This is a genomic window from Pseudonocardia kujensis (assembly GCF_021283305.1).
GTDB lineage: Bacteria > Actinomycetota > Actinomycetes > Mycobacteriales > Pseudonocardiaceae > Pseudonocardia > Pseudonocardia kujensis.
The window spans coordinates 36,098-59,742 of record NZ_JAJSOK010000003.1 but is presented as its reverse complement, the minus strand read 5'-3'; the positions used below and the strand labels follow the sequence as shown (position 1 = coordinate 59,742).

General features: G+C 70.5%; 25 protein-coding genes and 1 pseudogene. 12 read left to right on the top strand and 14 right to left on the bottom strand.

The genetic code is table 11. The features are described from left to right. The first annotated feature begins 2 nt into the window (after window positions 1-2). The 6 genes from LWC35_RS03305 to LWC35_RS03280 are packed head-to-tail and all read left to right on the top strand — an operon-like array spanning window position 3 to window position 5,496. Window positions 3-782: an enoyl-CoA hydratase-related protein gene (locus LWC35_RS03305; protein WP_232868376.1), complete on the top strand. Its 780-nt coding sequence runs from the start codon at window positions 3-5 to the stop codon at window positions 780-782. Window positions 783-798: 16 nt separating this feature from the next. Continuing rightward, window positions 799-1,842 (top strand): LLM class flavin-dependent oxidoreductase, encoded by a 1,044-nt coding sequence (locus LWC35_RS03300; protein ID WP_232868375.1) that lies wholly within the window; start codon window positions 799-801, stop codon window positions 1,840-1,842. Between the two features lie 18 nt (window positions 1,843-1,860). Then, window positions 1,861-2,664: an enoyl-CoA hydratase/isomerase family protein gene (locus tag LWC35_RS03295; RefSeq protein WP_232868374.1), complete on the top strand. Its 804-nt coding sequence runs from the start codon at window positions 1,861-1,863 to the stop codon at window positions 2,662-2,664. Continuing rightward, window positions 2,664-3,494: an enoyl-CoA hydratase/isomerase family protein gene (locus tag LWC35_RS03290; protein ID WP_232868373.1), complete on the top strand. Its 831-nt coding sequence runs from the start codon at window positions 2,664-2,666 to the stop codon at window positions 3,492-3,494. The genes LWC35_RS03295 and LWC35_RS03290 overlap by 1 nt, the downstream gene beginning before the upstream one ends. A 5-nt stretch (window positions 3,495-3,499) precedes the next feature. Further along, window positions 3,500-4,468, top strand: a complete 969-nt coding sequence (locus LWC35_RS03285; protein ID WP_232868372.1) for a DUF7064 domain-containing protein — start codon at window positions 3,500-3,502, stop codon at window positions 4,466-4,468. Next, a complete protein-coding gene (locus LWC35_RS03280) occupies window positions 4,465-5,496 on the top strand; it encodes a phosphotransferase family protein (RefSeq protein WP_232868371.1) in 1,032 nt (343 codons plus the stop codon). The genes LWC35_RS03285 and LWC35_RS03280 overlap by 4 nt, the downstream gene beginning before the upstream one ends. 54 nt (window positions 5,497-5,550) lie before the next feature. Here the strand turns inward: LWC35_RS03280 and LWC35_RS03275 are convergent, their stop codons facing one another. The 8 genes from LWC35_RS03275 to LWC35_RS03240 are packed head-to-tail and all read right to left on the bottom strand — an operon-like array spanning window position 5,551 to window position 13,366. Then, entirely contained in the window at window positions 5,551-6,438 is an 888-nt protein-coding gene (locus LWC35_RS03275; protein WP_232868370.1) for a DUF7064 domain-containing protein, read from the bottom strand. A 29-nt stretch (window positions 6,439-6,467) separates the two neighbouring features. After that, window positions 6,468-7,784, bottom strand: a complete 1,317-nt coding sequence (locus tag LWC35_RS03270; protein WP_232868369.1) for a hypothetical protein — start codon at window positions 7,782-7,784, stop codon at window positions 6,468-6,470. 13 nt (window positions 7,785-7,797) lie between these two features. Further along, complete coding sequence (locus LWC35_RS03265) at window positions 7,798-8,718, bottom strand: DUF7064 domain-containing protein (RefSeq protein ID WP_232868368.1); 921 nt, start codon at window positions 8,716-8,718, stop codon at window positions 7,798-7,800. Further along, window positions 8,718-9,251, bottom strand: a complete 534-nt coding sequence (locus LWC35_RS03260; RefSeq protein ID WP_232868367.1) for a hypothetical protein — start codon at window positions 9,249-9,251, stop codon at window positions 8,718-8,720. Before LWC35_RS03260 ends, LWC35_RS03265 begins: the two co-directional genes overlap by 1 nt. A 1-nt stretch (window position 9,252) precedes the next feature. Further along, window positions 9,253-10,470 carry a phosphotransferase family protein gene (locus tag LWC35_RS03255; protein WP_232868366.1) on the bottom strand — a complete coding sequence of 406 codons (1,218 nt, stop codon included), beginning with the start codon at window positions 10,468-10,470 and terminating at the stop codon, window positions 9,253-9,255. A 39-nt stretch (window positions 10,471-10,509) separates the two neighbouring features. Then, a complete protein-coding gene (locus LWC35_RS03250; RefSeq protein WP_232868365.1) occupies window positions 10,510-11,415 on the bottom strand; it encodes an SDR family oxidoreductase in 906 nt (301 codons plus the stop codon). After that, entirely contained in the window at window positions 11,412-12,566 is a 1,155-nt protein-coding gene (locus LWC35_RS03245; protein ID WP_232868364.1) for an acyl-CoA dehydrogenase family protein, read from the bottom strand. Before LWC35_RS03245 ends, LWC35_RS03250 begins: the two co-directional genes overlap by 4 nt. Further along, window positions 12,566-13,366, bottom strand: a complete 801-nt coding sequence (locus LWC35_RS03240) for an enoyl-CoA hydratase-related protein (protein WP_232868363.1) — start codon at window positions 13,364-13,366, stop codon at window positions 12,566-12,568. The genes LWC35_RS03245 and LWC35_RS03240 overlap by 1 nt, the downstream gene beginning before the upstream one ends. Window positions 13,367-13,548: 182 nt before the next feature. On the opposite strand from LWC35_RS03240, the gene LWC35_RS03235 reads away from it, so the two are divergent. The 4 genes from LWC35_RS03235 (at window position 13,549) to LWC35_RS03220 (ending at window position 16,537) form a co-directional block, all read left to right on the top strand. Then, on the top strand, window positions 13,549-14,538 hold the full coding sequence (locus LWC35_RS03235) for a PDR/VanB family oxidoreductase (protein WP_232868362.1): 990 nt from the start codon (window positions 13,549-13,551) through the stop codon (window positions 14,536-14,538). Continuing rightward, window positions 14,535-15,317, top strand: a complete 783-nt coding sequence (locus tag LWC35_RS03230; protein ID WP_232868361.1) for an enoyl-CoA hydratase/isomerase family protein — start codon at window positions 14,535-14,537, stop codon at window positions 15,315-15,317. The genes LWC35_RS03235 and LWC35_RS03230 overlap by 4 nt, the downstream gene beginning before the upstream one ends. A gap of 319 nt (window positions 15,318-15,636) precedes the next feature. Next, complete coding sequence (locus tag LWC35_RS03225) at window positions 15,637-15,921, top strand: class I adenylate-forming enzyme family protein (RefSeq protein WP_232868360.1); 285 nt, start codon at window positions 15,637-15,639, stop codon at window positions 15,919-15,921. Between the two features lie 340 nt (window positions 15,922-16,261). After that, window positions 16,262-16,537: a hypothetical protein gene (locus tag LWC35_RS03220; RefSeq protein ID WP_232868359.1), complete on the top strand. Its 276-nt coding sequence runs from the start codon at window positions 16,262-16,264 to the stop codon at window positions 16,535-16,537. 152 nt (window positions 16,538-16,689) lie between these two features. Here LWC35_RS03220 and LWC35_RS03215 read toward each other — a convergent pair whose 3' ends face one another. From LWC35_RS03215 to LWC35_RS03200, 4 genes are all read right to left on the bottom strand, one after another. Beyond that, window positions 16,690-17,442 carry a hypothetical protein gene (locus LWC35_RS03215; RefSeq protein ID WP_232868358.1) on the bottom strand — a complete coding sequence of 251 codons (753 nt, stop codon included), beginning with the start codon at window positions 17,440-17,442 and terminating at the stop codon, window positions 16,690-16,692. A gap of 293 nt (window positions 17,443-17,735) precedes the next feature. Further along, window positions 17,736-19,394 (bottom strand): MmgE/PrpD family protein, encoded by a 1,659-nt coding sequence (locus LWC35_RS03210; RefSeq protein ID WP_372462987.1) that lies wholly within the window; start codon window positions 19,392-19,394, stop codon window positions 17,736-17,738. Beyond that, window positions 19,301-19,558, bottom strand: coding sequence for a hypothetical protein (locus LWC35_RS03205; protein ID WP_232868356.1), 258 nt, complete (start codon window positions 19,556-19,558; stop codon window positions 19,301-19,303). Before LWC35_RS03205 ends, LWC35_RS03210 begins: the two co-directional genes overlap by 94 nt. Window positions 19,559-19,820: 262 nt before the next feature. Continuing rightward, window positions 19,821-19,958 carry a hypothetical protein gene (locus LWC35_RS03200; protein ID WP_232868355.1) on the bottom strand — a complete coding sequence of 46 codons (138 nt, stop codon included), beginning with the start codon at window positions 19,956-19,958 and terminating at the stop codon, window positions 19,821-19,823. A gap of 147 nt (window positions 19,959-20,105) precedes the next feature. On the opposite strand from LWC35_RS03200, the gene LWC35_RS03195 reads away from it, so the two are divergent. After that, window positions 20,106-20,624: a (2Fe-2S)-binding protein gene (locus LWC35_RS03195; protein ID WP_232868354.1), complete on the top strand. Its 519-nt coding sequence runs from the start codon at window positions 20,106-20,108 to the stop codon at window positions 20,622-20,624. Window positions 20,625-20,642: 18 nt separating this feature from the next. Here the strand turns inward: LWC35_RS03195 and LWC35_RS40095 are convergent, their stop codons facing one another. Both LWC35_RS40095 and LWC35_RS40780 read right to left on the bottom strand, forming a co-directional pair. Continuing rightward, on the bottom strand, window positions 20,643-21,395 hold the full coding sequence (locus LWC35_RS40095; protein ID WP_232868353.1) for an IclR family transcriptional regulator: 753 nt from the start codon (window positions 21,393-21,395) through the stop codon (window positions 20,643-20,645). A 107-nt stretch (window positions 21,396-21,502) separates the two neighbouring features. Beyond that, window positions 21,503-21,860: pseudogene (locus LWC35_RS40780) on the bottom strand (integrase core domain-containing protein); the annotation flags it as partial. 216 nt (window positions 21,861-22,076) lie between these two features. On the opposite strand from LWC35_RS40780, the gene LWC35_RS03185 reads away from it, so the two are divergent. Next, a complete protein-coding gene (locus tag LWC35_RS03185; RefSeq protein ID WP_232868352.1) occupies window positions 22,077-23,411 on the top strand; it encodes an MFS transporter in 1,335 nt (444 codons plus the stop codon). The last annotated feature ends 234 nt before the right edge of the window (window positions 23,412-23,645 follow it).

Sequence of the window (23,645 nt, the reverse complement as noted above, 5' to 3'; positions counted from 1 at the left end):
CCATGAGCGACGACGGCAAGGTCGTGAGCTGGGAGGACGCCGGACCCGGCGTGCTCGTCGCGACGATCGACCGCAGACCCGCCAACGCGCTGGGCCCGCCGATCATCGACGGCCTGAACGCGCTGCTCGACGAGGCGGAGCGCCGCGACACCCGGGTGCTGGTGCTGACCTCCGGCATCCCTGGCTTCTTCGCCGCGGGCGCCGACATCAAGCACCTCGGCACCGTGGACGCGGAGTCCTTCGCGGCCTACGGGGACCGGCTGCGCGGGGCCGTCGAGCGACTCGCGGAGGCGGACCTGATCAGCATCGCCGCGGTCGAGGGCGTGGCCCTCGGCGGCGGGCTGGAGCTGGCGATGGCCTGCACCATGCGCGTGTCCGGCGCGGAGGCGAAGTACGGCCTGCCGGAGGTCCGGCTCGGCCTGATCCCGGGCGCCGCGGGCACCCAGCGGCTGCCCCGGCTCGTCGGGCGCGGCCGGGCCATCGACATCATGGCCACCGCCCGCCAGGTCCCCGCGGAGGAGGCCGCGGCGATCGGGCTCGTCGACCGCCTGGTGCCCGCCGGGGAGGCCGCGGAGGCCGCGCTCGTCCTCGCCGGACAGCTCAGCGGTCTGTCCTGGCCCGCTCTGGCCGCGCTGATCCGCACCGTCGACGCCGCCTTCGACCGGCCGTTCCACGAGGGGAAGCGGTTCGAGGTCGAGCAGATCCACGAGCTCTTCGTGCACGGTGAGGCGCGCGAGGGGATCACGGCGTTCCTGCAGAAGCGACCGCCGAAGTTCGGCTAGGGAGGGGCGCGCGACGATGCGCGAGCAGTACGGACTGACGATCTTCACCGGTGGGCGGGGGCCACGGCGCTTCCGGGCCGCCGCGGACCTCGCGCGCCGCGCGGAGGCCGCGGGCTTCGGCGCGGTGTGGACCGGCGAGCTCTACAGCCGGTCCGCCACCATCCCGATGGCCGTGCTCGGAGCCGCCACCGAGCGGCTCGTGATCGGCTCGAACATCGCCTACGGTGTCGGCCGTTCCCCCCTGATCTGGGCCGCCGAGGCCCGCGATCTCGACGAGCTGACCGGCGGTCGGATCGTCCTCGGGCTGGGCAACGGCACCTCCGGGATGATGGAGAACTGGCTCTCCGCCAGCGGTGCGTCGCCCGCCGCCCGAATGGAGGAGCTGGTCACCGTGCTCCGGGCGCTCTGGCGGCTCCACGAGGGGCCGGTCCACCACGAGGGCCGCTTCTACCGCGTGCACCTGGCACCGACGGCCGGCACACCCGCCCCGCTGCGCGACGACCTCCCGATCTGGACGGCCGGCGTCGGGCCACGGATGGTGCGCGCGGCGGGCCGGGTCGCGGACGGCCTCGTCGCCCACCCGATGACGACAGCGACCTACCTCGCCGAGGTGGTGCGGCCCGAGCTCGAGCGCGGCGCCGCGGACGCGGGCCGGACGCTCGACGGGTTCGTCGTCAAAGGCACCCGCATGATCGCTCTCGACGCCGACGAGGAGGCGGGCCGCCGCCGGGTCGCCTTCGCGGTCGCCCAGTACGCCGCCTCCCGCGTGTACGACCGGCTCTTCGCGATCCACGGCTGGGAGGCGGCCCAGCAGCGCATCCGCACCGCGATCAAGGCCGGCGACACCGCCGCCGCAGCGGCGGCCGTCCCGGACGCGGCGGTCGACGCCATCGGCATCGTGTGCCGGGCCGCGGACCTGCCCGACCGCGTCGCCGCGCACGCCGCGGACTTCGACCATCTCGACCTCGTCGCCCCGCCCTGGGGTCTCGAGCCCGAGCAGGCCGAGGAGGTCACCGAGGAGATCCTCGCCGCACTCACCCCCACACCGGCCCACGCCTGATCGAGAGGACCACTGGAGATGTCCGACACCCCGACCACCTTCCGGCTGGAGCGGCCGCGTGAGGGCGTGGTCGTGCTGACACTCGACCGGCCGGATCGCTACAACGCGATGACCGCCGACATGTTCCGCGAGCTGGAGACGACGGCCCGTGAGCTGGACCGCGATCCGGGCCTGCGCGTGCTGGTCCTGACCGGCGCGGGCAAGGCCTTCTGCGCGGGCTACGACCTCGCCGACGCCGAGAAGCTGCCCGAGCTCGGCGCCCTGGGCATGCTGGACCTGCAGGAGCGGGCCGCCCGCGCGCTGGCCGCGATCCGGGGCATCCGGGTTCCCGTGATCGCCGCGGTGAACGGCGCCGCCGCGGGCGGCGGGCTGGCGCTGGCGCTGGCCGCGGACATCCGGCTGGCCTCGCCGCGGGCGAAGTTCAACGCCGCGTTCGTCAAGATCGGGCTGTCGGCGGGCGACCTGGGCACGTCCTGGCTGCTGCCGCGGCTGATCGGGCCCGCCGCGGCCGCCGAGTTCGCCTACACCGCGGGCATGATGGACGCGGCGCGCGCCGAGGAGACCGGCCTGGTCAACCGGGTGGTACCCGAGGAGGAGCTGCTCGGTGCCGCGCTGGAGATGGCCGAGCTGATCTGCGCGAACTCCCCGGGCGGTGTCCAGCTGTCGAAGCGGGCCCTGCACGCGAACATGGAGGTCTCGTCCTACGCGGCGGCCATGGAGCTGGAGAACCGCGGGCAGGCGTTGCTGACCCGCAGCGACGACATGGCCGAGGCCCTCGCCGCGTTCCAGGAGAAGCGTGCGCCCGTCTTCGAGGGGCGCTGATGACCACCACCGAGGACCGGACCACCACGCTCGTCGAGCTGGAGACGCTGCTGGTCGAGCTGCGCGCGGACGGCGTGGCCGTGCTGACCGTGAACCGACCCGAGCGCGCCAACTCCCAGACCGTGCAGACCTTCTACGACCACAACGACGCCGCGCTGGCCCTGCGGGACAGCGGCGCCCGTGCGCTGATCCTGCGCGGCGCGGGGGAGCGGGCCTTCTGCGCCGGGTTCGACCTCGCCGAGATCGGGTCGATCCAGGGCTTCGGCGTCCGCGAGTTCCTGTTCTTCCAGGAGGCGGCGGCGAACGGGATCGCGGCGATCAAAGCGCTGCCCTTCCCCGTGATCGCCGCGATCCACGGACCCGCCGTCGGCGGCGGGTTGGCGCTGGCGCTGGCCGCGGACATCCGGCTGGCGGCGCCCACGGCGAAGCTGTCCTGCGCCTTCGTCCGGGTCGGCCTGTCCTGCGGCGAGCTTGGCACCAGCTACGCGCTGACCCGGCTGCTCGGCTACGGCCGCGCGGCCGAGCTCGGCTTCACCGGCCGGATCGTCGAGGCGGCCGAGGCCGAGCGGATCGGCCTGGTCAACCGTGTGGTGCCCAGCGAGGAGCTGTTCGCCGAGGCGGACGCCCTCGCGGAGCAGATCGCGGCGAACTCGCCCGGTGGGATCCGGATGTCCAAGCGCGCGCTGCTGCGCAACCAGGAGATCACCTCCTACGGCGCCGCGATGGAGCTGGAGAACCGCGGACAGGCACTGCTGACCCGTGCCGACGACATGCCCGAGGCGCTCTCGGCCTTCCTCGAGGGCCGCGCGCCGACCTTCACCGGGAGGTAGTGCCCATGACCCAGACCGACCCGACCCAGACCGAGCCGACCGTCCACATCCCCGACCCCGGGTTCGGCCCGCGCGACGACCTGCGGCACTGGCCCGCCGAGCCCGGCGGCCGGATGCGGGACTCGCTGTTCTACGAGATGATCATGCCCGAGGAGCGGCTCGGGCTGCAGGTCTACCTGTACCTGACAGCGCACGGCAAGGCCGGGTTCAACGTCTCGGTCTGGGGTCCGGACGCCGAGCCGGTCGCGCTGGACCTCGACGGCGGCTCCGTGCCCGAGGACATGGATCTGGACGACTTCCGGCTCAAGGGCCTGTCGATCCGCCAGCCGGAGCTGCGGCGCACCGCCGAGGTGACCTACGAGAGCGAGAAGGTCCGCCTGGAGTACCGCTTCGAGGCGGTCCAGGACGCTTTCAGCTACCGCTCCAACCCGGACGGGCTGCCCGAGTGGTTCGCCCAGAACCGCCTGGAGCAGACGGGCCGGGTGTCCGGGTTCCTGGAGGTGGCGGGCCGCCGCGTCGAGTGGGACCGCCGCATGGGGCACCGCGACCACTCGTGGGGCAACCGGGACTGGGGCGTGCCGCACCACTGGAAGTGGTTCGTCGCCTACACCGACTCCGGCAACGCGGTCAACGGCTGGATCTGGATCGCGGGCGGCGAGTGGGGCTTCGCGGGGTCCGTGCTCAAGAACGGCGTCACGATCCCGGTGTCGCACATCGAGCACAAGGCCACCTACCACGACGACATGTCGCAGAAGCGGCTCGAGGCCACGCTCGTGGACACCTCGGGCGGCCGCACCGAAGTGACGTTCGACCGGTACGCGCTGATCAAGCTGCCCACCAACGACAAGATGGCCACCGAGATCTGGGAGTCCGCTTGCGACGCCACGATCGACGGCGAGCCCGGCGCGGGCCAGTGGGAGACGCACTGGTCCCGGGACTACCTCAACCACCTCGTCGCGAGCAGGAACCGGTGACCGAGGAGGCGCTCGCCTGGGAGTGGTCGGCCGCGGATCTCGCTGCGCTGCAACGGTTCCTGGAGGAGCAGGGGATCAGCGAGGGCCCGCTGACCACCCGGCAGATCGGGGACGGGCACTCCAACCTGACCTACCTGGTGTCGGGGAGCAGGCAGGTCGTCGTCCGTCGTCCGCCGCCCCCGCCGCTGCCCCCGGGCGCGCACGACATGCTCCGCGAGGCCCGGCTGCTGCAGGGGCTCGCCGGGACCGGCGTGCCGGTCCCCGAGGTGCTCGCGACTGCGCAGGCGGACGAGGTGATCGACGTCCCGCTCTACGTGATGAGCCACGTGCCGGGGCCGGTCGTCACGACCGAGACCCCGGCGCCACTCGCCGACCCCGCGTGCCGGCGCGCGATCGGGGAGAGCATGGTGGACATCCTCGCCAAGATCCACCACGTCGACTGGAAGGCCGCCGGGCTGTCCGAGATGGGCAGGCCGGAGGGCTTCAACGGCCGCCACCTGGCCCGGATGCGCAGGCTCGTCGCGGACGAGCAGGGTCGCCCTCCCAAGGCGTTCGCCGAGGTCGACGGCTGGCTCGAGGCCCACGCGCCCGCCGAGTCGGGGGCGACGATCGTGCACAACGACTACCGCCTCGGCAACGTCATCCTCGCCCCGGAGCCGCCCGGCCGCGTCGCCGCGGTGCTGGATTGGGAACTGGCCACCCTCGGGGACCCGCTGTTCGACGTGGGCAACTTTCTCGCGTCCTGGCCGGTTGCGGGGGAGCCGATGACGCCCACCGCCGAGCTCGGGGCTGCCGTCCTGGAGGAGGGGTACCTCACCCGGGAGGAGCTCGCCGCCCGCTACGCCGAGATCACCGGGCGGGACCTCTCCGAGCTGCGCTGGTACACCACGATGGCGCTGTGGAAGCTCGCGGTGCTGTTCGAGTACAAGCACCGCCGCACCAAGGCCGGTCTCGGCGACGAGTACTTCGCCGACCCCGCGCTGGTCACCTCGTTCCTCGACCGGGCGGCGGCGACCGCGGACATCTGAGCCACGCACGACGACAGGGGCCGACCCGCCGGGTCGGCCCCTGTCGTCGTCGGGCTACTTCTCCAGCAGGTGGTCGAGGTACACACGCGGCCAGGTGTATTCCACGTACGCCCGGACCGGCGCGCCCGCCATCGTGCCGGTGAAGCCGGTATCGGTGAAGTTGAAGGTGGGGGAGACGTCCCAGCGGGCGAGGCTGTAGCGGGACATGTCGATGTCCGTGGTGCGCCCCGCGTCGTCGTGCACCGTGACCTGCACCTTGTCCTGCACCCAGTCCTCACCCCAGCCCGTGGTGACCTGCGCCGACGTGACGGGGGACTGCTGCCCGTCCCGGTAGACGTAGCCGTTGGTGTCCAGCTCACCGTGTGCCATGGTCACCATCAGGTTGCAGGAGATGTCCTCACCTGCGACCGCCAGCCACTTGTAGTGGTGGATGGCGTCCCAGTCCCGGGTGCCCCAGGACTGGTCGCGGTGGCCCGGCCCGTCGAACTCGATGCGTTCGCCGTTCCAGGCCAACGTGCCGTGGATCCGTCCGGACTGCTCGTAGCGGTTGGCGGCGAGGTAGGTCGGGCAGCCCTCGGCGTTCTGCGCGTAGTCGAATGCCGGGTGGTAGGCCTCGAAGGTGAACTCGAGGTCGACCTCGTCGTCGTGGAAGGCGGCGGAGGCCCGCTGCAGGTCGTCGCCGACGGTGAGCCGGATGCCGTCGAGCGTCCAGTCGTCGAAGTTCTGCCCGCCCGCGGGAAGTCCGTCGACATGCTTGAACAGCACCGGTTCCGGCCCTTCCTTGTGCAGGACGAGGGCGCGGCCGGCGACGTCGTGTTCGTTGACCCACGTGTACCAGTGCCCGAGGATGCCGTGCTCGGGCAGGATCAGGCAGTAGGCGACGCTCTCGCGGGCGTGCGGCCCCGAGATCGTGTGGCGCAGGCGGTCGCGGTCGGTGAGCATCGGTGGACGGTCCTCCTCTTCGGTGGAGGTCACCAGGTGGGTCGGTGACCGACGGGCGGGAAGGCCTCGCCCAGGATGAAGGCGCGAGGCAGCAGGTCGTTGGCGTCGCCGGTGGTCAGTGGGTGATAGGCGGCCGAGGCGCCGCGGTGCAGCTCGTCGAACTGCAGCGCGCCGACGAACTCGTCCCACACGCCCGCACCGCGGGCGAAGGGTGCCATCATCTCGCGCGTGTACACGAGGACCCCGGCCATGATCCGGTCGCGCCTGCTCATCCGAGAGATCCGGCGGTAGAGCGCGGTGAGTCCGCCGCGGGAGGCCGCGGTGATCTCGGCGGCCTCGGCGTCGGTGAGCAACCGCAGGTCGGCGGCGGGGGTGTTCCACTTCTCGCGGGCGTACACCGAGAACCCGACCATGTGGTCGAGGTAGTCGCCCCTGTCGACGAACGTGGTGCCGATGTCGCTGATCCGGTAGTTGATGCCCGCCGCGCCGTCGAACACCATGACCTGGGTGACGCAGTAGGGCATGGACGAGGCGACGTCCGACCAGGGGTAGAGGTCCTCGAAGAGGAAGTGGTCGCGGACCAGCATCACGTTGCCGTCGGGCAGCGGGTAGGGGCCGCTGGTGTTGGTCGACGACCGGGTGTCGAACATCATCAGGAAGCCGAACAGCTCTGTCGCGGCGTTGAACTTCTTGCACTCCTGCAGCCGACCCTCGGTGCTCTCGACCTCGGCCGCGAACCGGTCGATCCAGCTCTGGTCGAGGACCCTCGCCTCGTAGTTGCGGCCGGTCACGTAGCCGGGCCCCGCGCCGTAGGTGCCGTGCTGGATCCGCCGCTGGAACTGGATCGCGGTGTTGAGCTCGTGCAGCTGGTCGTGTGCGTCGAGCTGCCGCAGAGCCACCAGCAGTCCGCGGCCCATCAGGCTGCACACGTTGACCCAGGCCCGGGTGTTGTTCAGTTTGTTGGCGGGCTCGCGGCGGGCGGTCCGGCCGAGCTCGACCACACCCTCCGCCCCGCCGACGGCCTCCGTGATTCGCTCGTAGAACTGCGGGAATCGCAGCCATTGCTGCGTGAACGCGACGGTCTCGTACTCCTGCCGGGGGATCAAGCTGTTCTCGCCCTCGGTGGAGCGCTTGCCCAGCAGGTCCCAGAGGTTCCACCCGGTGTAGGCGAGGAAGTCGTCGATCTCCTCGGTGGAGAGCCGGTTGCGCAACACCGAGTCGTCGGTGGTCTCGACCACCGACGTCTTGAGGGAGTCCCGGAACTGCCGGTCCCCCTCTGCCCCCGCGGGGTAGGTACCCCGGTAGCGGGCCAGGGCCGCCTCGATGTCGAAAGGCTCCGCGCCCATGCGGTCACCGTCCTCAGTGGTCGTGTCGTCCGGAAGCGGCCCGGTCGGCGGACCGTGCCTGGTGGTACTCGACGTAGCAGGTCTCCCAGGAGGCGTCCGCGTACGCCGCCGCGGGCAGGCCGTTCGCCGTGCCCGCGAGCATCGAGTCGTGGATGCGCAGGCGCGGGTGCACCTGCCAGGTGAAGTGGTGGGGGTCGGCGTCGAGCGCGAGCTCCACGGTGCGTCCGCGCCGGTCGGTCACGGTTCCCGTGACGCTGCGGTAGTAGAGGTCGGGGTCGAACGCCGGGACGAGGTGGGCGGTGGCCAGCGGGGACAGCTCGCCGTCGCGGACGAGGTACCCCCGCAGGTGCGTACGCCCGAAGGCCTGCAGCTCGACGAGGTGCACCGTGTCGACGTCGGTGACGACGTTGAGCCACTTCATGTGCGTCATCGCGGCCCAATCCCGGGTGCCCCACGAATGGTCCCGCTGGCCCGCCGCCGCGAACTCGACGGTCCGGCCGCCGATGTTGGCCCGTCCGGTCACTCGGCCGGTCTGCTCGACCCGGTCGTCGGCGAAGAAGCCCGGGCAGCCCTCGACATGCTCGCTGTAGGGGTAGGCCTCGTGGGTCCCGACGAACTCCAGCTCGATCTGTGCCTGTTCGCCCGCGAACCGGACGGACGACGACCCGTCCGCGCGCAGCGCGAGGTGCAGCGGTCCGACGGCCCAGTCCGCGAAGTCCGCCCGGCCGACGTCGACCCCGTCGACGACCTCGAACACCTGGTCCCCGACCGCGCTGCCGAACACCATCGCCGCGGCCCCGGCCACGTCGTCGCCGTTGACCCAGGTGTAGACGACGACGGTCGTCTTCTCCTCCGGCAGGGGAACCGCCCACACCAGCGACTCCCGGTCATGCCCGCCCGGGGTGAGCGCGTGCCGCGTCTCGTCGACCGCCATCAAGCGTCCTCCCGTCGGCCGTCGAGCGCGCCGAGCAGGTCCGGGATGGTCGCAGGTTCGGGGTCGAACCCGAGCGGCGCCACCCACGAGCGGTCGGCCGCCAGCCGGGGCCGCGAGCCGGCGACCACGGCGCGTTCGACGGCCGCGCGCACGTCCGGTGCCATCGTGCCCAGCCTGCGGACGAGCCCGCAGAGGGCGCCGTCGAGGGCAGCGAGGGCGGCCACCACCGCCCGGTCGTCCGCGTCGGGGTCGGCCAGTACCCGCCTGCCCTCGGCGACGGCCGCGCACACCGGTTCGCCCGCGGGGAGGACGCCCTGTGCCTCCACCGCCTCGGCGGTCGCGAGCGCGGCTCGCAGGTGGAAGCGGTTGCGGCGGTCCACCAGGTCGACCCGGTCCGCGGCGTAGCCGAGGAAGTCCCGCACCAGGTGTGCCTGCTCGATGGCCTGGCTGTCGCCGGTGGCCAGCAGCGCGGGCAGCACGGTGTCCGTCATCGCCTTACAGGCCGCCCGGCTCGCCATACTGGTGCGGTCCATGTCAGAGCACCTCCTCGAGCATCACGGCGAGTTGGCCGAGCAGGACCGGGACGACCCCCTCGAGCCGGGTCAGCAGCACGTCCTGGTGCGAGCGGCCCAGCCGGGCGACGCGGACCGACGTCGCCAGGGTCTTCACGATCGCGGCATACGTGGCAAGCATCCGGTACCACCGGATGCGGTCGTGGTCGATCTCCAGGCCCGAGGTCCGGCGGTACGCCTCGTAGAGGTCCTCGGCGGGCAGCAGGCCGCTGGCCAGGAACGTCCGACCGTCCTCGGCGTAGTGCCCGTAGAGCCGCTGGGTGCAGTAGGCGAGGTCGGCATGCCGGTCACCCAGGTGCGCGGACTCCCAGTCCAGGACCGCACTGATCCGGCCGGTCGACTCGTCGAAGAGGAAGTTGCCGCTGCGGTAGTCGCCGTGCACCACGCTCGCCCGGTCCAGCGCGGGCGCGTTGCGCTCGAGCCAGGCCCCCGCGACCTCCATCACCGGGACGTCCTCGGCGCGGTCGAGCTCCCAGAGCTGGCGCTCGAAGTTCAAGCGCCACAACGCGTTCTCGGTGCTCCCCACCCGCGGGGCCACCGCGTCGGGCGGCCGCAGCGCGTCGATCGGCATGGTGTGCAACGTTCCCAGGTGGGCGACGAAGTCCGCCGCCAGGGACGGGCGCAGCGCAGGGCCGAAGTTCGTGCCCAGCCCCGAGACCTGGCCGGTCGTCGCGGCCCGCGGCTTCGTCACGCCCTCGGCGAAACCGCAGATCAGCGCGGGCTCCGGGAGGTACTCGGCCTCGGCGTCGATCCAGCAGGCGTCGGGAACGGGCAGGTGGTCCCGGACCGCGCGCATGACCGCGAACTCGGTCCGCTTGTTCGTACAGTTGATGGTCTCGGGCGGGTCCATCCGCACCAGCAACCGCTGCTCGGTCCCGTCCCCGGGGCGCAGGGTGAACGCCGCCTGGATCTTCGAGGCGCCGCCGGTGAGCCATCGGACGTCGGTGACCTCCACATCGGGCCCGACCTCGTGGCGCATCCACTTGCGCACAGAGTCGGCGATCGTCTCCAACGGCGTCGGGGACCAGCCGGGTCCCCGGCGCCGGGCGTACTTCTGGTCGAGCGCGTCCTGGCTCGGCTGGTCGGTGGGATAGCGCTCCCGCACCTCCGCGAGCAACGCGTCGGACGGGTGGTCCTGCAGGGAGGGCGGTCGTTCGGTGATTCCGCCTACGTTCGTCACGATCGGTCAGCTCCTTTGCTGTCGTGGCACCTGCGAGGTCTATGACGTGCGCTGCGCCTTGCTGGCGGCCGAGGCCGCTTTGCTCTTCTCCTTCGCCGCCGCCCAGTCCTCGGCGCTCATCGCGGTCAGTCCCGCGAAGGTGCCCGGGCCCGCGAGCATCTGGCCGCCGTCCATGGCGATGGTCTGGCCGGTCAGGTAGTCGCAGGCGTCGGAGAGGAGGAAGATCGTGAGGTGCGCCAGCTCCTCGACGGTGCCGGTGCGGCCCATCGGGACCTGGTCGATCTGCGTAGCGCCGACGGAGCTCTTCTCCGTCGGGTTGAGCATCTCCCAGGCGTAGTCGGTGGGGATCGGGCCGGGGGCCAGCGCGTTGAGCCGGATCCCGTATCGCGCCCACTCGACGGCCAGCGACATCGTCATGGAGTGCACGGCGGCCTTGGCCATCGCCGAGGGTGTGACGAACGCCGAGCCTGTCCACACCCAGGTGGTCAGGGTGGACAGCACGTTGCCGGGCAGGCCCGCGGCGATCCAGCGCTTGCCCGCCGCGTTCGTGGTGTGGAACGAGCCCTTCATCACCGTGCTGCTCACCGCGTCGAAGGCCCGCGGGCTCAGCGACTCGGTCGGGGCGATGAAGTTGGCCGCGGCGTTGTTGATCACCCCGGTGAGCGGGCCGTGCTCCTCCCAGAGGACGCCCATCGCGGCGTCGACGCCCTCGCCGTCCCGGACGTCGACGGTCTGCACGTGCACCGAGCCCGGCCGCGATTCGGACGCCTCCGCCGCGGCCTCCTCCAGCACGCCCTTGCGGCGGCCCCACAGGTGTACCGAGGCGCCGTGGTCGACCAGGTGCCGGGCGACCCCGCGGCCCAGCCCGGTCCCGCCGCCGGTGATCAGGACGCGGTGGCCGGCGAGCAGATCCGGCGCGAACGGGCTCTTCTTCGAGGTGGTCATGTCCGCTCCTTCGCCGGGGCCCGCAGGCCACGGCTGATGATCTCGCGTTGGATCTCGTTCGTGCCGCCGTAGATGGGTGGGGCCAGCGCCCGCCGGACCTGGGCTTCCATCCCGTACTCGCGGGCGTAGCCGTATCCGCCCATGAGCTGCATGGCCTCCAGCGCGGCCTGCTTGGCGGTCTCGGTGCTCTTCAGCTTGGCCATGGACGAGCGGGTGCCGAGGTCGGCCTCCTCGCCCGCGTCGATACGCTCGGCCACGTCGTGGACGAAGGCCCGGCAGTGCTCGATCTCGGTCGCCAGCTCGGCGAGCCGGTGCCGGACCGCCTGGAAGGAGCCGATGGTCCGGCCGAACTGCTCCCGCTCGCCGGTGTAGGCGACGACGTCGTCCAGCGAGCGCTGGGCTGCCCCGACGGACATCGCGGCGATGATCACCCGCTCGACGCCGAGCCCGCGGTTGAGGTGCTCCCAGGCCGCACCCTCGGTGCCGACCACCGCGTCCGCGGGCAGACGGACGTCGGTGAGGAACACGTCGTTCACGACGTGCCCCTCCATCGTGTCGATACCGCGGATCGCGAGGCCCGGGGTTGTGGTCGGGACCGTGAACAGGGTCAGGCCCTTGTGCTTGGGCCCGCTCGTGTCCGTGCGCGCGAGGAGCAGCAGGTGGTCCGCGAGGTGGGCGACGGAGGTCCACGTCTTCTGGCCGTCGAGCACCCAGCCTGCACCGTCCCGCCGGGCCCGCAGCCGAGCGGAGGCCAGGTCGGTCCCGGCCCCCGGCTCGGACAGCGCGATGGCCTCGATCCCGCCGGCGACCAGGTTCTCCACGATCGTGCGGCGCTGCTCCGGGGAGCCGACGAGCAGATAGGTCTGCGCCGCCGTCAGGCCGGTGGAGTAGGCCGAGATCGGGGCGAGGCCGCGCGTCGTCTCCTCCAGGAACAGGCACTCGTCGACGAACGTGCCGCCGAGCCCGCCGTCGGACTCCGGCAGCGAGATGCCGAGCCAGCCCTGCGCCGCGAGCCGGCGCAGCAGCTCGGGGCTGTTGGTCTCGGTCCCACCCGCGGTGAGGGCGTCGCGCTGCGCCGCGGTGCCGCACTCGCGCTCGCAGAACGCGCGAACCTCGGCGGCGAAGCTGGTCTGTTCCGGGGAGAGCCGCATCAGTGCGTGCGGTAGTTGCCGAACTTGGGCTGCCGCTTCTCGTTGAATGCGGTGATGCCCTCCTTGGCCTCCTCCGTCTCGCCGAAGAGCTTCAGCGTGGTGTAGGCCATGTTGCCGATGCTGATCAGGTGCTCGGTGTCGGTGTTGAACGACTGCTTGAGCACCTTGAGCGCGGTGGGAGAGTAGGAGTTCATGGTGTCCGCCCACTCGCGGACCGCGTCGTGCAGCTCGGCGGCGGGGACGACCTTGTTCACCAGGCCCCAGTCCAGGGCCTCCTCGGCGGAGAGCCTGCGCAGCATGAACCAGATCTCGCGGGCGCGCTTCTCACCGACCACGCGGGCGAGGTACCCGGAGCCGAGGCCGGCGTCGAACGACCCGACCCGCGGCCCGTTCTGTCCGAAGGTCGCGGTGTCGGCGGCGATGGTCAGGTCGGCGAGCACGTGCAGCACGTGGCCGCCGCCGATCGCGATGCCGTTCACGGCCGCGACGACCGGCTTGGGCACGTCGCGGATCACCCGGTGCAGGGCCTCGACCTCGAACAAGCCGGTCTCCGACGGGCCGTAGTCGCCGGACTCCATGCGCTGCTTCTGGTCTCCGCCGGAGCAGAAGGCCTTCTCACCGGCGCCGGTCAGCGCGATGACGCCCACCTCGTCGTCCGCCCAGGCGACCTTGAACGCGTGCACGAGCTCATCGACGGTGCGGGCGCGGAAGGCGTTGTACCGCTCCGGCCGGTTGATCGTGATCCAGGCGAGACCGTTGTCGACCTCGTAGACGACGTCGGTGAACTCCTCGGGCTTCATGATGCCCCTTCCTCGGCGATGAGAGACGTGGAACGGCTGACACGACACCTCGCGACGTGCTCGGTGGCCCGCGAGTCCGAGCCTAAGGTGTCGTCTTGAGTTTTGGCCAGACCTTTATATCATCGGCCCGAAACGTTCGGGAGCGGCGAGGCCGCGCCGGCACCCGAGACCGGTGGGCGGGGATGACGAACACGACGGTACAATCGAGAGCGAACACGGGTCTGACGCTGGAGGAGGCGCGGTTCCGGGCGCGGGTCGAGGCGCGGGCAGAGCTCGCCGACGGGGTCGTCGAGCTGACCCTGGTCCCAACGGGGGAGGGGCCGGTGCCGCCGTGGCGGCCCGGCGCCCACATCGACCTGGCCTGGGACGACGGACTGGTGCGCCAGTACTCGCTCTGCGGCGACCCCGAGGACCGGACCCGGTACACCGTCGCCGTGCTGCTCGAGCCCGAGGGGCGCGGCGGGTCGCGGCGGATCCACGAGACGCTGCAGGCGGGGTCGGAGGTCGAGGTCCGCGGGCCGCGCAACCACTTCCACCTCGAGCCCGCCGAGCGGCACGTCTTCGTGGCGGGCGGCATCGGGATCACCCCGATCCTGGCCATGATCGGCGAGCTGGACCGCGCCGGGAAGCCCTGGACGCTGGTCTACGGCGGCCGCCGGCGCGAGTCGATGGCCTACGCCGACCGGCTCGCCGCGCTGGGGCCACACGTGCGGCTGTGGCCGCAGGACGAGCGGGGCCTGATCGACCTGGCGGACGCCCTCGGTGAGCCCACGACGGGGACCGCGGTCTACGCCTGCGGTCCCGAACCGCTACTGCGGGCCTTGGAGGAGCACTGCGCAGCCCACTGGCCCACGGGAAGCCTGCATGTGGAGCGCTTCGCCCCGCAGGACATCGACACGAGCGGCGACACACCGTTCGAGATCGAGCTCGCCGACGGCCGGGTCCTCACGGTGCCCGCCGACAGGTCCGCGCTGGTCGTCCTGGCCGAGGCGGGAATCGACATCCTGTCCTCCTGCGAGGAGGGCACCTGTGGCACCTGCGAGGTCGAGATCGTCGCGGGGGAGGCCGACCACCGGGACACCGTCCTGACCCCCGAGGAGCGGGAGGAGAACTGCAGCATGATGGTCTGCGTCTCGCGCGCCGCCTGCGCACGACTGAAGCTCGACCTGTGACCCCGCCGATCCGCTACGCGGTCGACGGGCACGGCGTCGGCACGCTCACCCTCGACCGGCCCGAGGCCCGCAACGCGCTGAGCGACGAGCTGCTCGACGGCCTGCTGGCCGCTCTCGAGCGCGCGCGTGCGGACGCCGACGTCCGCGTGGTGGTGCTCGCCTCCGCCCACGACCGGGTCTTCTCGGCCGGCGGTGACCTCAAGGCCTTCGCCGCCGACGCCCCGACCATCGAGAAGTACGCGGGGCTGGACCGGTTCCCGCGCCTGTTCACCCTGCTCGGCGAGCTGGGCAAGCCCGTGATCTGCGCCGCGGGTGGAGACGTGCTCGCGGGCGCGTTCGGGCTCGCCCTGGCCTGCGACCTGGTGATCGCCCGGCGCGGTGTCCGCTTCGGCTGCCCGGAGATCAACGTCGGCGTCTTGCCCTTCATGATCTCCGCGCTCATCTACCGCTCGATCGACCGGATGAAGGCCAACGAGCTGATGATGTTGGGCGACCCGGTCGACGCCGACGAGGCGGCCCGGCTGGGGTTCGTCAACGTCGTCGTCGAGGCCGAGGACTTCGACGCCACGGTGCGGGAGTGGGCGAGGAAGGTCGCGGCGAAGTCGCCCCTCCTCATGAAACTGGGCAAGGAGGCGATCGCCGCGACCAGGGACATGGCGCTGCCCGAGGCCCTCGACGCGCTGCGCTCCCGCCTTGCCCTGGCCTTCACTACCGAGGACATTCGGGAGGGCGTCTCGGCCTTCCGGGAGAAGCGGGACCCCATCTGGCACATGCGCTGACTCTCCTTCCGCCCACGCCACGATCGCCTCGAGGGGTCGCCCCCGCCCCTGCGGAGGGCGCTGCACCGCGCCGTGGGCTTCGGGCAACCAGTCGACCCGGGCCAACTTCGCGTCGTCCACGACGGGATGACCCTGAGCAGAGTGGACGGGCGGGAGTGGGACGGCTGGTCCCCGAGATCCACATTCGCCATATCTACGGACAGACGGAGTCCATGACCGGCGTCCTCGGCGGCTTGCCGCGGGAGCTTGACGACGGCGCAACGGCCGAAACATCAGGCTCCGGCACGCGAACGGTCGCTTCGAGTTTCGCGGCCGCGGCATGCGCATCATCCGGACGCGGCGGGAGAACCTCTCGACCTCCGCGCGGGAGATCGACCTCCAGGCCTGCCCGCTCGTCCGCGACGTCGCCGTAACGGCCCGTCCGGACGAAGCCCTCGACGCTGTCGTGCTCACCCACATGATCCCGGCTGCGGGCTACGAGGAGAGCGGCTTCCGGGCCTGGTGTCGCGAGCTCTTCGGCAGCTGTGGTGCCCCGGACGAGCTCCGGAAGCATCCCTCGTACCCAAGGACCGGAAGTGGGCGAGTGATCGTGCGGGAGCTTTGACCGCTCATCTGTGCGAAGGTCGTGCGAGCTACAAGCTGCCAACAACTTCCGGCGGGTGATCCGAGCCGTCGGCATGACACCATTCATGTCATGAAATCCCGATTTAAGGTGCTACCGAAGGTATTTTAGAGGGATTTCGCGACTGCGTTGTCACTGGTAGGAGCCCTAGGAGGGGAGTATCACTCGCTCTACACCCGAGCGGTCGCAGGTTCGATCCCTGCCGCGCCCACCCTCTCCGACCAGTTCGGATGCTGGCGCGACACGCTCAGTGCCAGCGGGTCCTGACCCCAACCGCCATAGTGTCGGCCGTATGGGGTCATCGCGGGCGGGCCGGAAGCGCGTGCGGGGGAGCATCGATCGTCTGCCGGACGGCGGGCTGCGAGTACGTGTGCACGCCGGCTACGCCGTCGTCACGGGAAAGCGGCACCGCCTTGTCGAGATCATCCCGGCCGGCCCGGATGCTCGGGCGCGGGCCGAGGCAGCGCGCACGCGGATCGTCAACGAGGTCGACGAGCGCCGGAACCCGCGGACGTCGGCGACGGTGAATCAGTTGCTCGACCGCTACCTCGAGATGATCGACGTCAGCGCGAGCATGCACCTCATGTACACGCGCTAACACGGATCGTCTTCGGCGGATCCTGACTCCGTCTGGTTCCGCCGCGGGCTGAGCTGCAGGCGGGTGCTCCCGCGACGCCGGAGGCGGCCTCCTGGTGCTGATCCGACGACTGCCGGATCAGCACCAGGAGTGCGCTCCATGGAGCTTCTCGTTCAGCTGGGAGTGCCGTTGAAGAACACTGGTTCGTTGAACTCGGCAGCGACCGCGATATGCAGGGGCCCGGTGGCGCCCTTCTTGGTCTTGAAGCGGAAGGGCAGCCGCAGGGACTGTCCCGGCGCGATGTCTTGCGTTGCCAGGTCGGCGCCGTCGCCGAAGTAGCGCTCGGCCGGCGCCCCGTTCACGGTCGCGTTCATTGTGACCAGACTGGCGCCCACGGGATGGCTGCTGCCGTTGGTGATCGTGACGGTCGACTCCCAACCCTGCTCGCCTCGACCAACGATGTATTGGTTCCCGGGGTTGTGCGGCGTAGGGGCGGCAACCATGAGCCCGACCTTGGACGAGTAGTAGAACATCTCGCCGAATCCGACCGAGCCACCCTGGCGAGCATCGTCCACCGCCTTCACGGCGCCGCCCACTACAGCGGTGCAGCCGGCGAAGGCGAGGATCGGGACGAGGATGAGTGCTCCGACGATCCACGGCCACTTCTTCCGCTTCTTCGACGGCGTCGGCTCGGTGCTGCGCTGCGTGGGGATCTGTGGCGGCTGCTGGTGGCCACCGGTGAAGCCGAACTGTTGCGGTTGCGGTTGCCGCGGCGGCGCCCACTGCTGGCCGTACGGCTGAGGCTGCGGCTGCCGGGGATGGGGCGGGCAGGGACCGGGCCGACGTTCTGGGAACCGTAATACGGTTGATCGGGATGCACCGGGCAAGGCTGAGAAATGGGGAAGCGTCTCCACGCTCGACGGCACCGAGCACCTGGCGCTGGTGTACGGCGACGCCGCCGCGGCGAGCCGCTCGGTCGGGGGCGCTGGTGTGGGTGCGCAGCGAGTGCTTGACCGGGAACATCATCGGCTACTGATCTACTGTAGACGGTGCTCTGGCAGCACAGCAAGGCGACCGACCGTACCCGCGACGAGCTGGCGGCGGCACCATCCGCCGCGCGGGATCGCTGTGATTTGCAGATGCCGAGGAATCTGTGGAACCGAAGGTCATGATCGCTTCCATGCTGGAGCACATCGTCGCGTCCGTCGTCCGCGAAGGGTCAGGGGGTCGGTGCCGAGTGCCCAGCCTGCGGGAGCAGATCGGTCGCCCGGGCGAGGCGGGGCAGGTCGGCCAGGGCGTCGAGGAGGCGTTCGGTCTCCACCGGTCCGAAAACCGGTTCGACGAGTGCACGGAACTTCGTCACGAGCAAGTCCTGCTGCTCGGCCGGATCGCGGGTCCATCGTGGACGACCGGTGTCCCGGGACAGTCGGTGCCGTCCGCCGTCGCGGGTGGTCGCTGTGAGCACCGCGGCGTAGGGAGCGACGGTCGAGTCGGGGACGACGTCCACCCGCGCGGCAAGCAGGCGCAGTCGGTCGTCCCACAGGCGGGCGTCGTCGAAGGTCGACTCGTCCGTGCGGCCGGTGCTCAGTGCCGCAGCCGTGACGAAGCGTAGGCTGAACTTGGCCTGCAGGCGGGTCTGTGGATCGAGGATGTTGCACGCCGCTAGGTGGCCGGGAGGCACCCGCACCTCGATCCGGTCGACATCGGCTGGAGCGACGATCGACCGCAGGGCGAGCGCGGCCTCGATCGCGCCGTGTGTCAGGTAGCAGGCTGCGTGGGCCTTGAACAGGGTGTCGGGCACGTGCCACCGATCGGCGAACGGCACCGTGAGCTGCGCGGAGTCGGGTTCCTCGGAGAGCGCGTCGCCCATCGTCTGCGGGTGGCTCAGGAAGCCGGGGGTCGCGGTGAAGCCGCCCGCGGCGAGCTGCGCCGCCAGCACCCCGGCCGAAGATGCGCGGCCGGCATGGAAGGGCTTGCAGTCGGTGCCGAACATGCCCTTGAGGCCGCCGGTCTGTGTGGCGGCGATGCCGAGGGCGGTCGCGGTGTGTGCGGCGTCGAGTTCCAGTAGGTGGGCCGCCGCGGCGGCGGCGCCGAGTGCGCCCACCGTCGCGGTGGTGTGGAAGCCACGTGCGTAGTGGCTCGTGCCGAGCGCGAGGCCCACCCGAACCTCGGTCTCGTACCCGGCGACGAACGCGGTCAGCAGCGCCCGGCCGCTCGCGCTGCACTCCTCGGCGAGCGCGAGGACCGCGGGGAACACTGCCACCGACGGGTGGGCGGATATCGCCCCCGCGACGTCGTCGAAGTCCAAGGCATGGCCCGCCGTGCCGTTGAGCAGCGCAGCCTCGGTTGCTCTGGTGCGCCGACCGTCTCCGACGACGGTCGCCTTGCCCGGAGCTATCCCCGTGGCCCACAGCGTGTCCCGGAGTCGGGCGACGGTCGGCTCCGACGCCCCGGCGATGGTGACCCCCAGCACGTCGAGCAGGCATTGAGTGGCCACCGTGACGACCGGGGCAGGGAGGTCGTCGTAGCGGAGGGTGGCGATCTGCTGGGCCAGCGCGGCCTCAGGGGCGGGATTCGCCATGGGCATCGTTGCTCCTTCGCGTCGGTGTCGCACCGCGCTCGTGGTTGACGGCTGCGGAGACTGTAAGCGGAAGCGGTCACAGAAAGAAACAGTGTGCCGATCATCGGTACAGTCGTCCTTGCCGAGGAAATACGCGCAGCCGTGCTCGCCGACGTCGTGCAGTGCCCGGTTGAGCTGGCGGCCGCGGGTGAGCCGATGTCGCACTATCCGGCCGCTGCTGGCCGGCAGTGGGCTGGCCCCTGCCAACGCGGCGAAGGCGGCGTCGTTGTGGCAGCGGCCCCGATGTGCGCACGACACAATCGCCTGGGCCGCGCTGAGCGGCCGACGCTGACCTTGTGCGTCAGGCCGGGGGCCAGCTCGTCGACGAGCTGCTTGAGCTGTGCCTTGTTGCCATTGAGCTCGACGTCGACGTCGGCGTCGCGGATCGCGAGCGCCAGACGACGTACGTCGGCGCGGCGCACCGCCTGCTCGCGGGACTCGCCCCGGCCTCCGCGGCAGGCGATGGTGGCCAGCCGCGGTGGGCTCATTGGCCCCGTGCGAGGGCTCGGTCCGAGTCGTCTCCGGTCAGGAGCAAGCATGGAGCCGGTGGCTCATCCGGGGCGGGTAGGTCGTCAGCTCGCGACGGGCCCCGAGCAGGATCCGGATTGCCTCGTGGTCGCCGTCGGCGCGCGGTAGCGGCAGTCTGTCGGCGGCCAATGGCCCGGGCGAGCGTGCTCGTCGACGTCAACCGGATCCGCCGGCCTCGCCCGGGTCCGCCCGGTGGACGGCGCGGTCGAGGTCGGTGCCCTCACTCGGCACAGCCGGCTTGTGGAGCAGACACACCACCCGCTGCTCGCCGAGGCCGCCCGCTGGATCGGACACACCGCGATCCGACGCCGCTCGGGCCACAGCCGGACGAGATCGGCCCGACTGCCGACCTGCACGGCTCGGCCCCGTTCCGCCGCGCGATCGCGGGAGAGATGGTGCGCCGTGCGCTCGCCCAGGTCGGCATCGAGTAGGAGAGCGACGATGAACATCAGCCTCAGCGTGAACGGGGAGCGGACGCAGATCGACGTCGAGCCCCGTCGCACCCTGGCCGACGCCCTGCGCGAGGACTGCGGCCTCACCGGCACGCACCTCGGCTGCGAACACGGGGTGTGCGGCGCCTGCACCGTCCTCGTCGACGGGGAGCCGGCCCGCGCCTGCCTCATGTTCGCGGTGCAGGCCGACGGGTCCTCCGTGACGACGGTCGAGGGCCTGGAGGGCACGGACGGCGAGCTCCACCCGCTGCAGGAGGCATTCGTCGCCCACCACGGCTTGCAGTGCGGCTTCTGCACACCCGGCATGTTGATCAGCGCCCTGCACCTGCTCGACACGGAGCCCGACGCCGACCGCGACAAGATCCGCGAGGAGCTGTCGGGGAACATCTGCCGTTGCACCGGATACCAGGGCATCGTCGACGGCGTCGAAGCCGCGCGCGACACGGTGGCACGTCATGTTTCCGACACTGAGGAGACTTCCATCAGGCAGGTTCGGCGAACCGCGTGAGTCGGGCGAGAGGCCGATTCAACTCCGAAGCCCGGCCTGGCTGCCCAGCTCCTGGCAGAGTGCGCGCAGGCGACCACCGATGGCATCCACTCGTGGGAGGACGCGACTTGTGGGACCGGCCGCAGTGACGACGAAGGCGGAGCCTTGCCAGCTGAACCGCGCGCTGACCGTGGTCACACCCTCGACGCTCTCCTCGTTGTTGAGGAACCAGCCGCGCTCTTCCGAGGCCCGGATATCCTCAAGGATCTTCGAGATGTCGGTCTCGGTTCGAGCGGTCAGTGGCGCGAGATCCGCGGACGCCAGGTGCTTCCTGAGATCGTCGATACCAAGCCGTCCGAGGAACGCCTTGCCGCCTGAGGTGGCGTGGTAGCCGCGCACCTCCGAACCAGCGACCATCTGGAAGCGAAGAGGGTTCGGGCTGTGAAAGACCAGCACATAGGTCAGGCGCATGCCTGACGACTTCGCCAGGGCCACGGACTCTCCGAGCTCGTCCCTCAACCGCCGTAGGCGATCGTCCAGGTGGAGCAGGATCGGATCCTGTTCAGCGACACTGTCCGCAATATTGCGCAGGCGCAGAGTGGGGTAGTAGCCGGCGCGTTGGTTGACCTCATACAAGTAGCCGCGAGCCTCGAGGGTGCGCAGAACGTCGTGACAGCTCGACAGCGGGATTTCTAGATGCCGGGCGATGTCGGTCAGCGTCAACGGGCGTTGTTCCTTGGCGAACAACTCCAGGAAGTCGAGCGTCCGGCCGACGATCTTCGACACCTTCACCCCAACCTGTCGTCCTCGGCCTGCTGTTCGCGGCGCAAGGTGGGCGGCCGCCCTCGGACAGACTCTTCATCAGCCTATCGTCGTCGTGCTGAGCACTGTCGCCTGTGCTAGTTGTGCTGCCCGGGGAGGTTGGTCAACCGGGTGATGGCTGGTTGGTCGCCGAGGGCGGTGTGGGCCTGTGGGGTTGTACTCGTGGAGTAATGCGGGGAGGGCCTTCTGGCGTGACTCGCTGGCGGAGAAGCGCCGGAATGCCCACCGGTCGGCCAGGGCGCGGTAAACCGCTCGATCTTGCCGTTGGTTTGGTCCCGCAGGGGCGGGTCAGGGTGGGCGTGATGCCCAGGTCGACGCAGGTCTCACGCCACAGGTACGGGCGTAGGCCGAGCCGTTGTCGGTCAGCACTCGGATCACGATGACCCCGCGGGCGGTGTAGCAGGCCACGGCTTGGCACAGGACGGTGGGGGCGGTTTCGTCGTCATAGGGCGTGTTTAGGAGAGGGCAGCGGGGAGGGCTCGTAGTCCACGGCGGCGGCAGTCGCCGCCGCCTCAGAGGCTCACCTTTCAAGGCAGCGCGACTGGTGGCGCTTGCTTGACCTAGCCGTGAGGCTGGTCCTATCTTCCCCCTGCCGAAGCATCATTCGCTGTGGCGTAGCGCCTCTTTACCTCAACGACGACGGGAGCAGACGTGGTCACCGTGAACGACGACGCCGGGACGCAGGACGTCACGGCACAGCGCCGCCGCCTACGGCGCGTGGTGCTGTCCAGTTACCTGGGCAGCACCTTCGAGTTCTACGACTTCCTTCTCTACGCCTCGGCTACCGCGCTGGTGTTCGGGCCGGTCTTCTTCTCCGGCATGAGCCCGCAGACCGCGACGCTCGCGTCGGTCGCCACCTTCACGTCGGGGTACCTGGCGCGGCCACTGGGCGGCATTCTGTTCGGTCACTTCGGCGACCGGATGGGACGTAAGACGACGTTGGTCGTGTCGATGACGATGATGGGCGTCGCGACGATCCTCATCGGAGCGATCCCGCCCCCCTCGGTCCTCGGCTCGTGGAGCGCCGTCATCCTCGTCATCCTCCGGCTGTGCCAGGGCATCGCCGTCGGAGGCGAGTGGGGTGGGGCCGTCCTTATGGCGCTCGAGCATGCCGAGAACAGCACGCGGCGGGCCTTCTACGCAGCGTTCGCCAACGCCGGGGCCCCGTCCGGTTCCGTGCTGGGCTCGCTTGCCATGGCCGCCGTCGCTCTGCTGCCTCGCGAACAGTTCCTGGGCTGGGGATGGCGCATACCCTTCCTGCTGTCCGCGGTCCTGCTCGTGATCGGACTGTTCATCCGCACGAGGGTCACCGAGAGTCCCGTTTTCGAGGCGGCGTTTGTACAGCGGCGCAACGAGGCCAAGCAGAAGCCGCCGATTCTGGAGATCCTTCGAAAGCCGAAGCCCGTCATCCTGACGGCGCTCGGTTGCATGGCCAGCTTCTCGGTCAACGCGATCTTCGCGACAGTCGGCATCTCGTATGCAGTCGAGGCCGGCGTCAGCCGCTCGTTTGCCCTCCTGGCCTACGGCATCTGCATGTTCATAGAGATCTTCACGGTGCTGGCCTTCGCCCGGCTGGCCGACCGCATCGGCAGGCGTCGTGTCCTGCTCGGCGGGATGACAGGCCTGGCCGTCTTGAGCTACCCGGTCTTCATGATGCTCGGCTCCGGAAGCAGCGTGCTGGTGCTGCTCGCCTTCATCCTGCTCTTCCCGCTTTGTCACGGCTCGAACTACGGCCCGACCGCGGCGTTCATCGCCGAGCAGTTCGGTACATCCTCCCGATACACCGGAGCTTCGCTTGGCTACCAGCTGGCAAGCCTGCTCGGCGGCGGGATCACCCCCCTGATCGTTGCCGCCACCACGGCTGCCCACAGCGGTCCGGCCGCTCCGGCCCTTCCCGTCGTCGCGTTTGCGATCGTCAGCCTGATCGCGTTGCTGGCGATCCGGGAGACCAAGGGCACCGACCTGCGGGCAGCACCTCAGTCGTGACGCGGCGATCCTGCGGCCTCGTTCCTACGACCAATCGGCCCCAATGTGAGAAACCTGCAAACGCTCCGGCAAGGACGATCCTGCGACGGCATGTAGATCACCTGAGCAGGCCGGACGCGAGAAGAAGCACGGCGACTGCCAGCAACGATGACAGCAACGATTCAGCCCGAGCGAGCCGACCTTCGCGACGAGTGATCGGCTAGCGGTGCAGTCACGTGTGCAATCTGCCCTTGC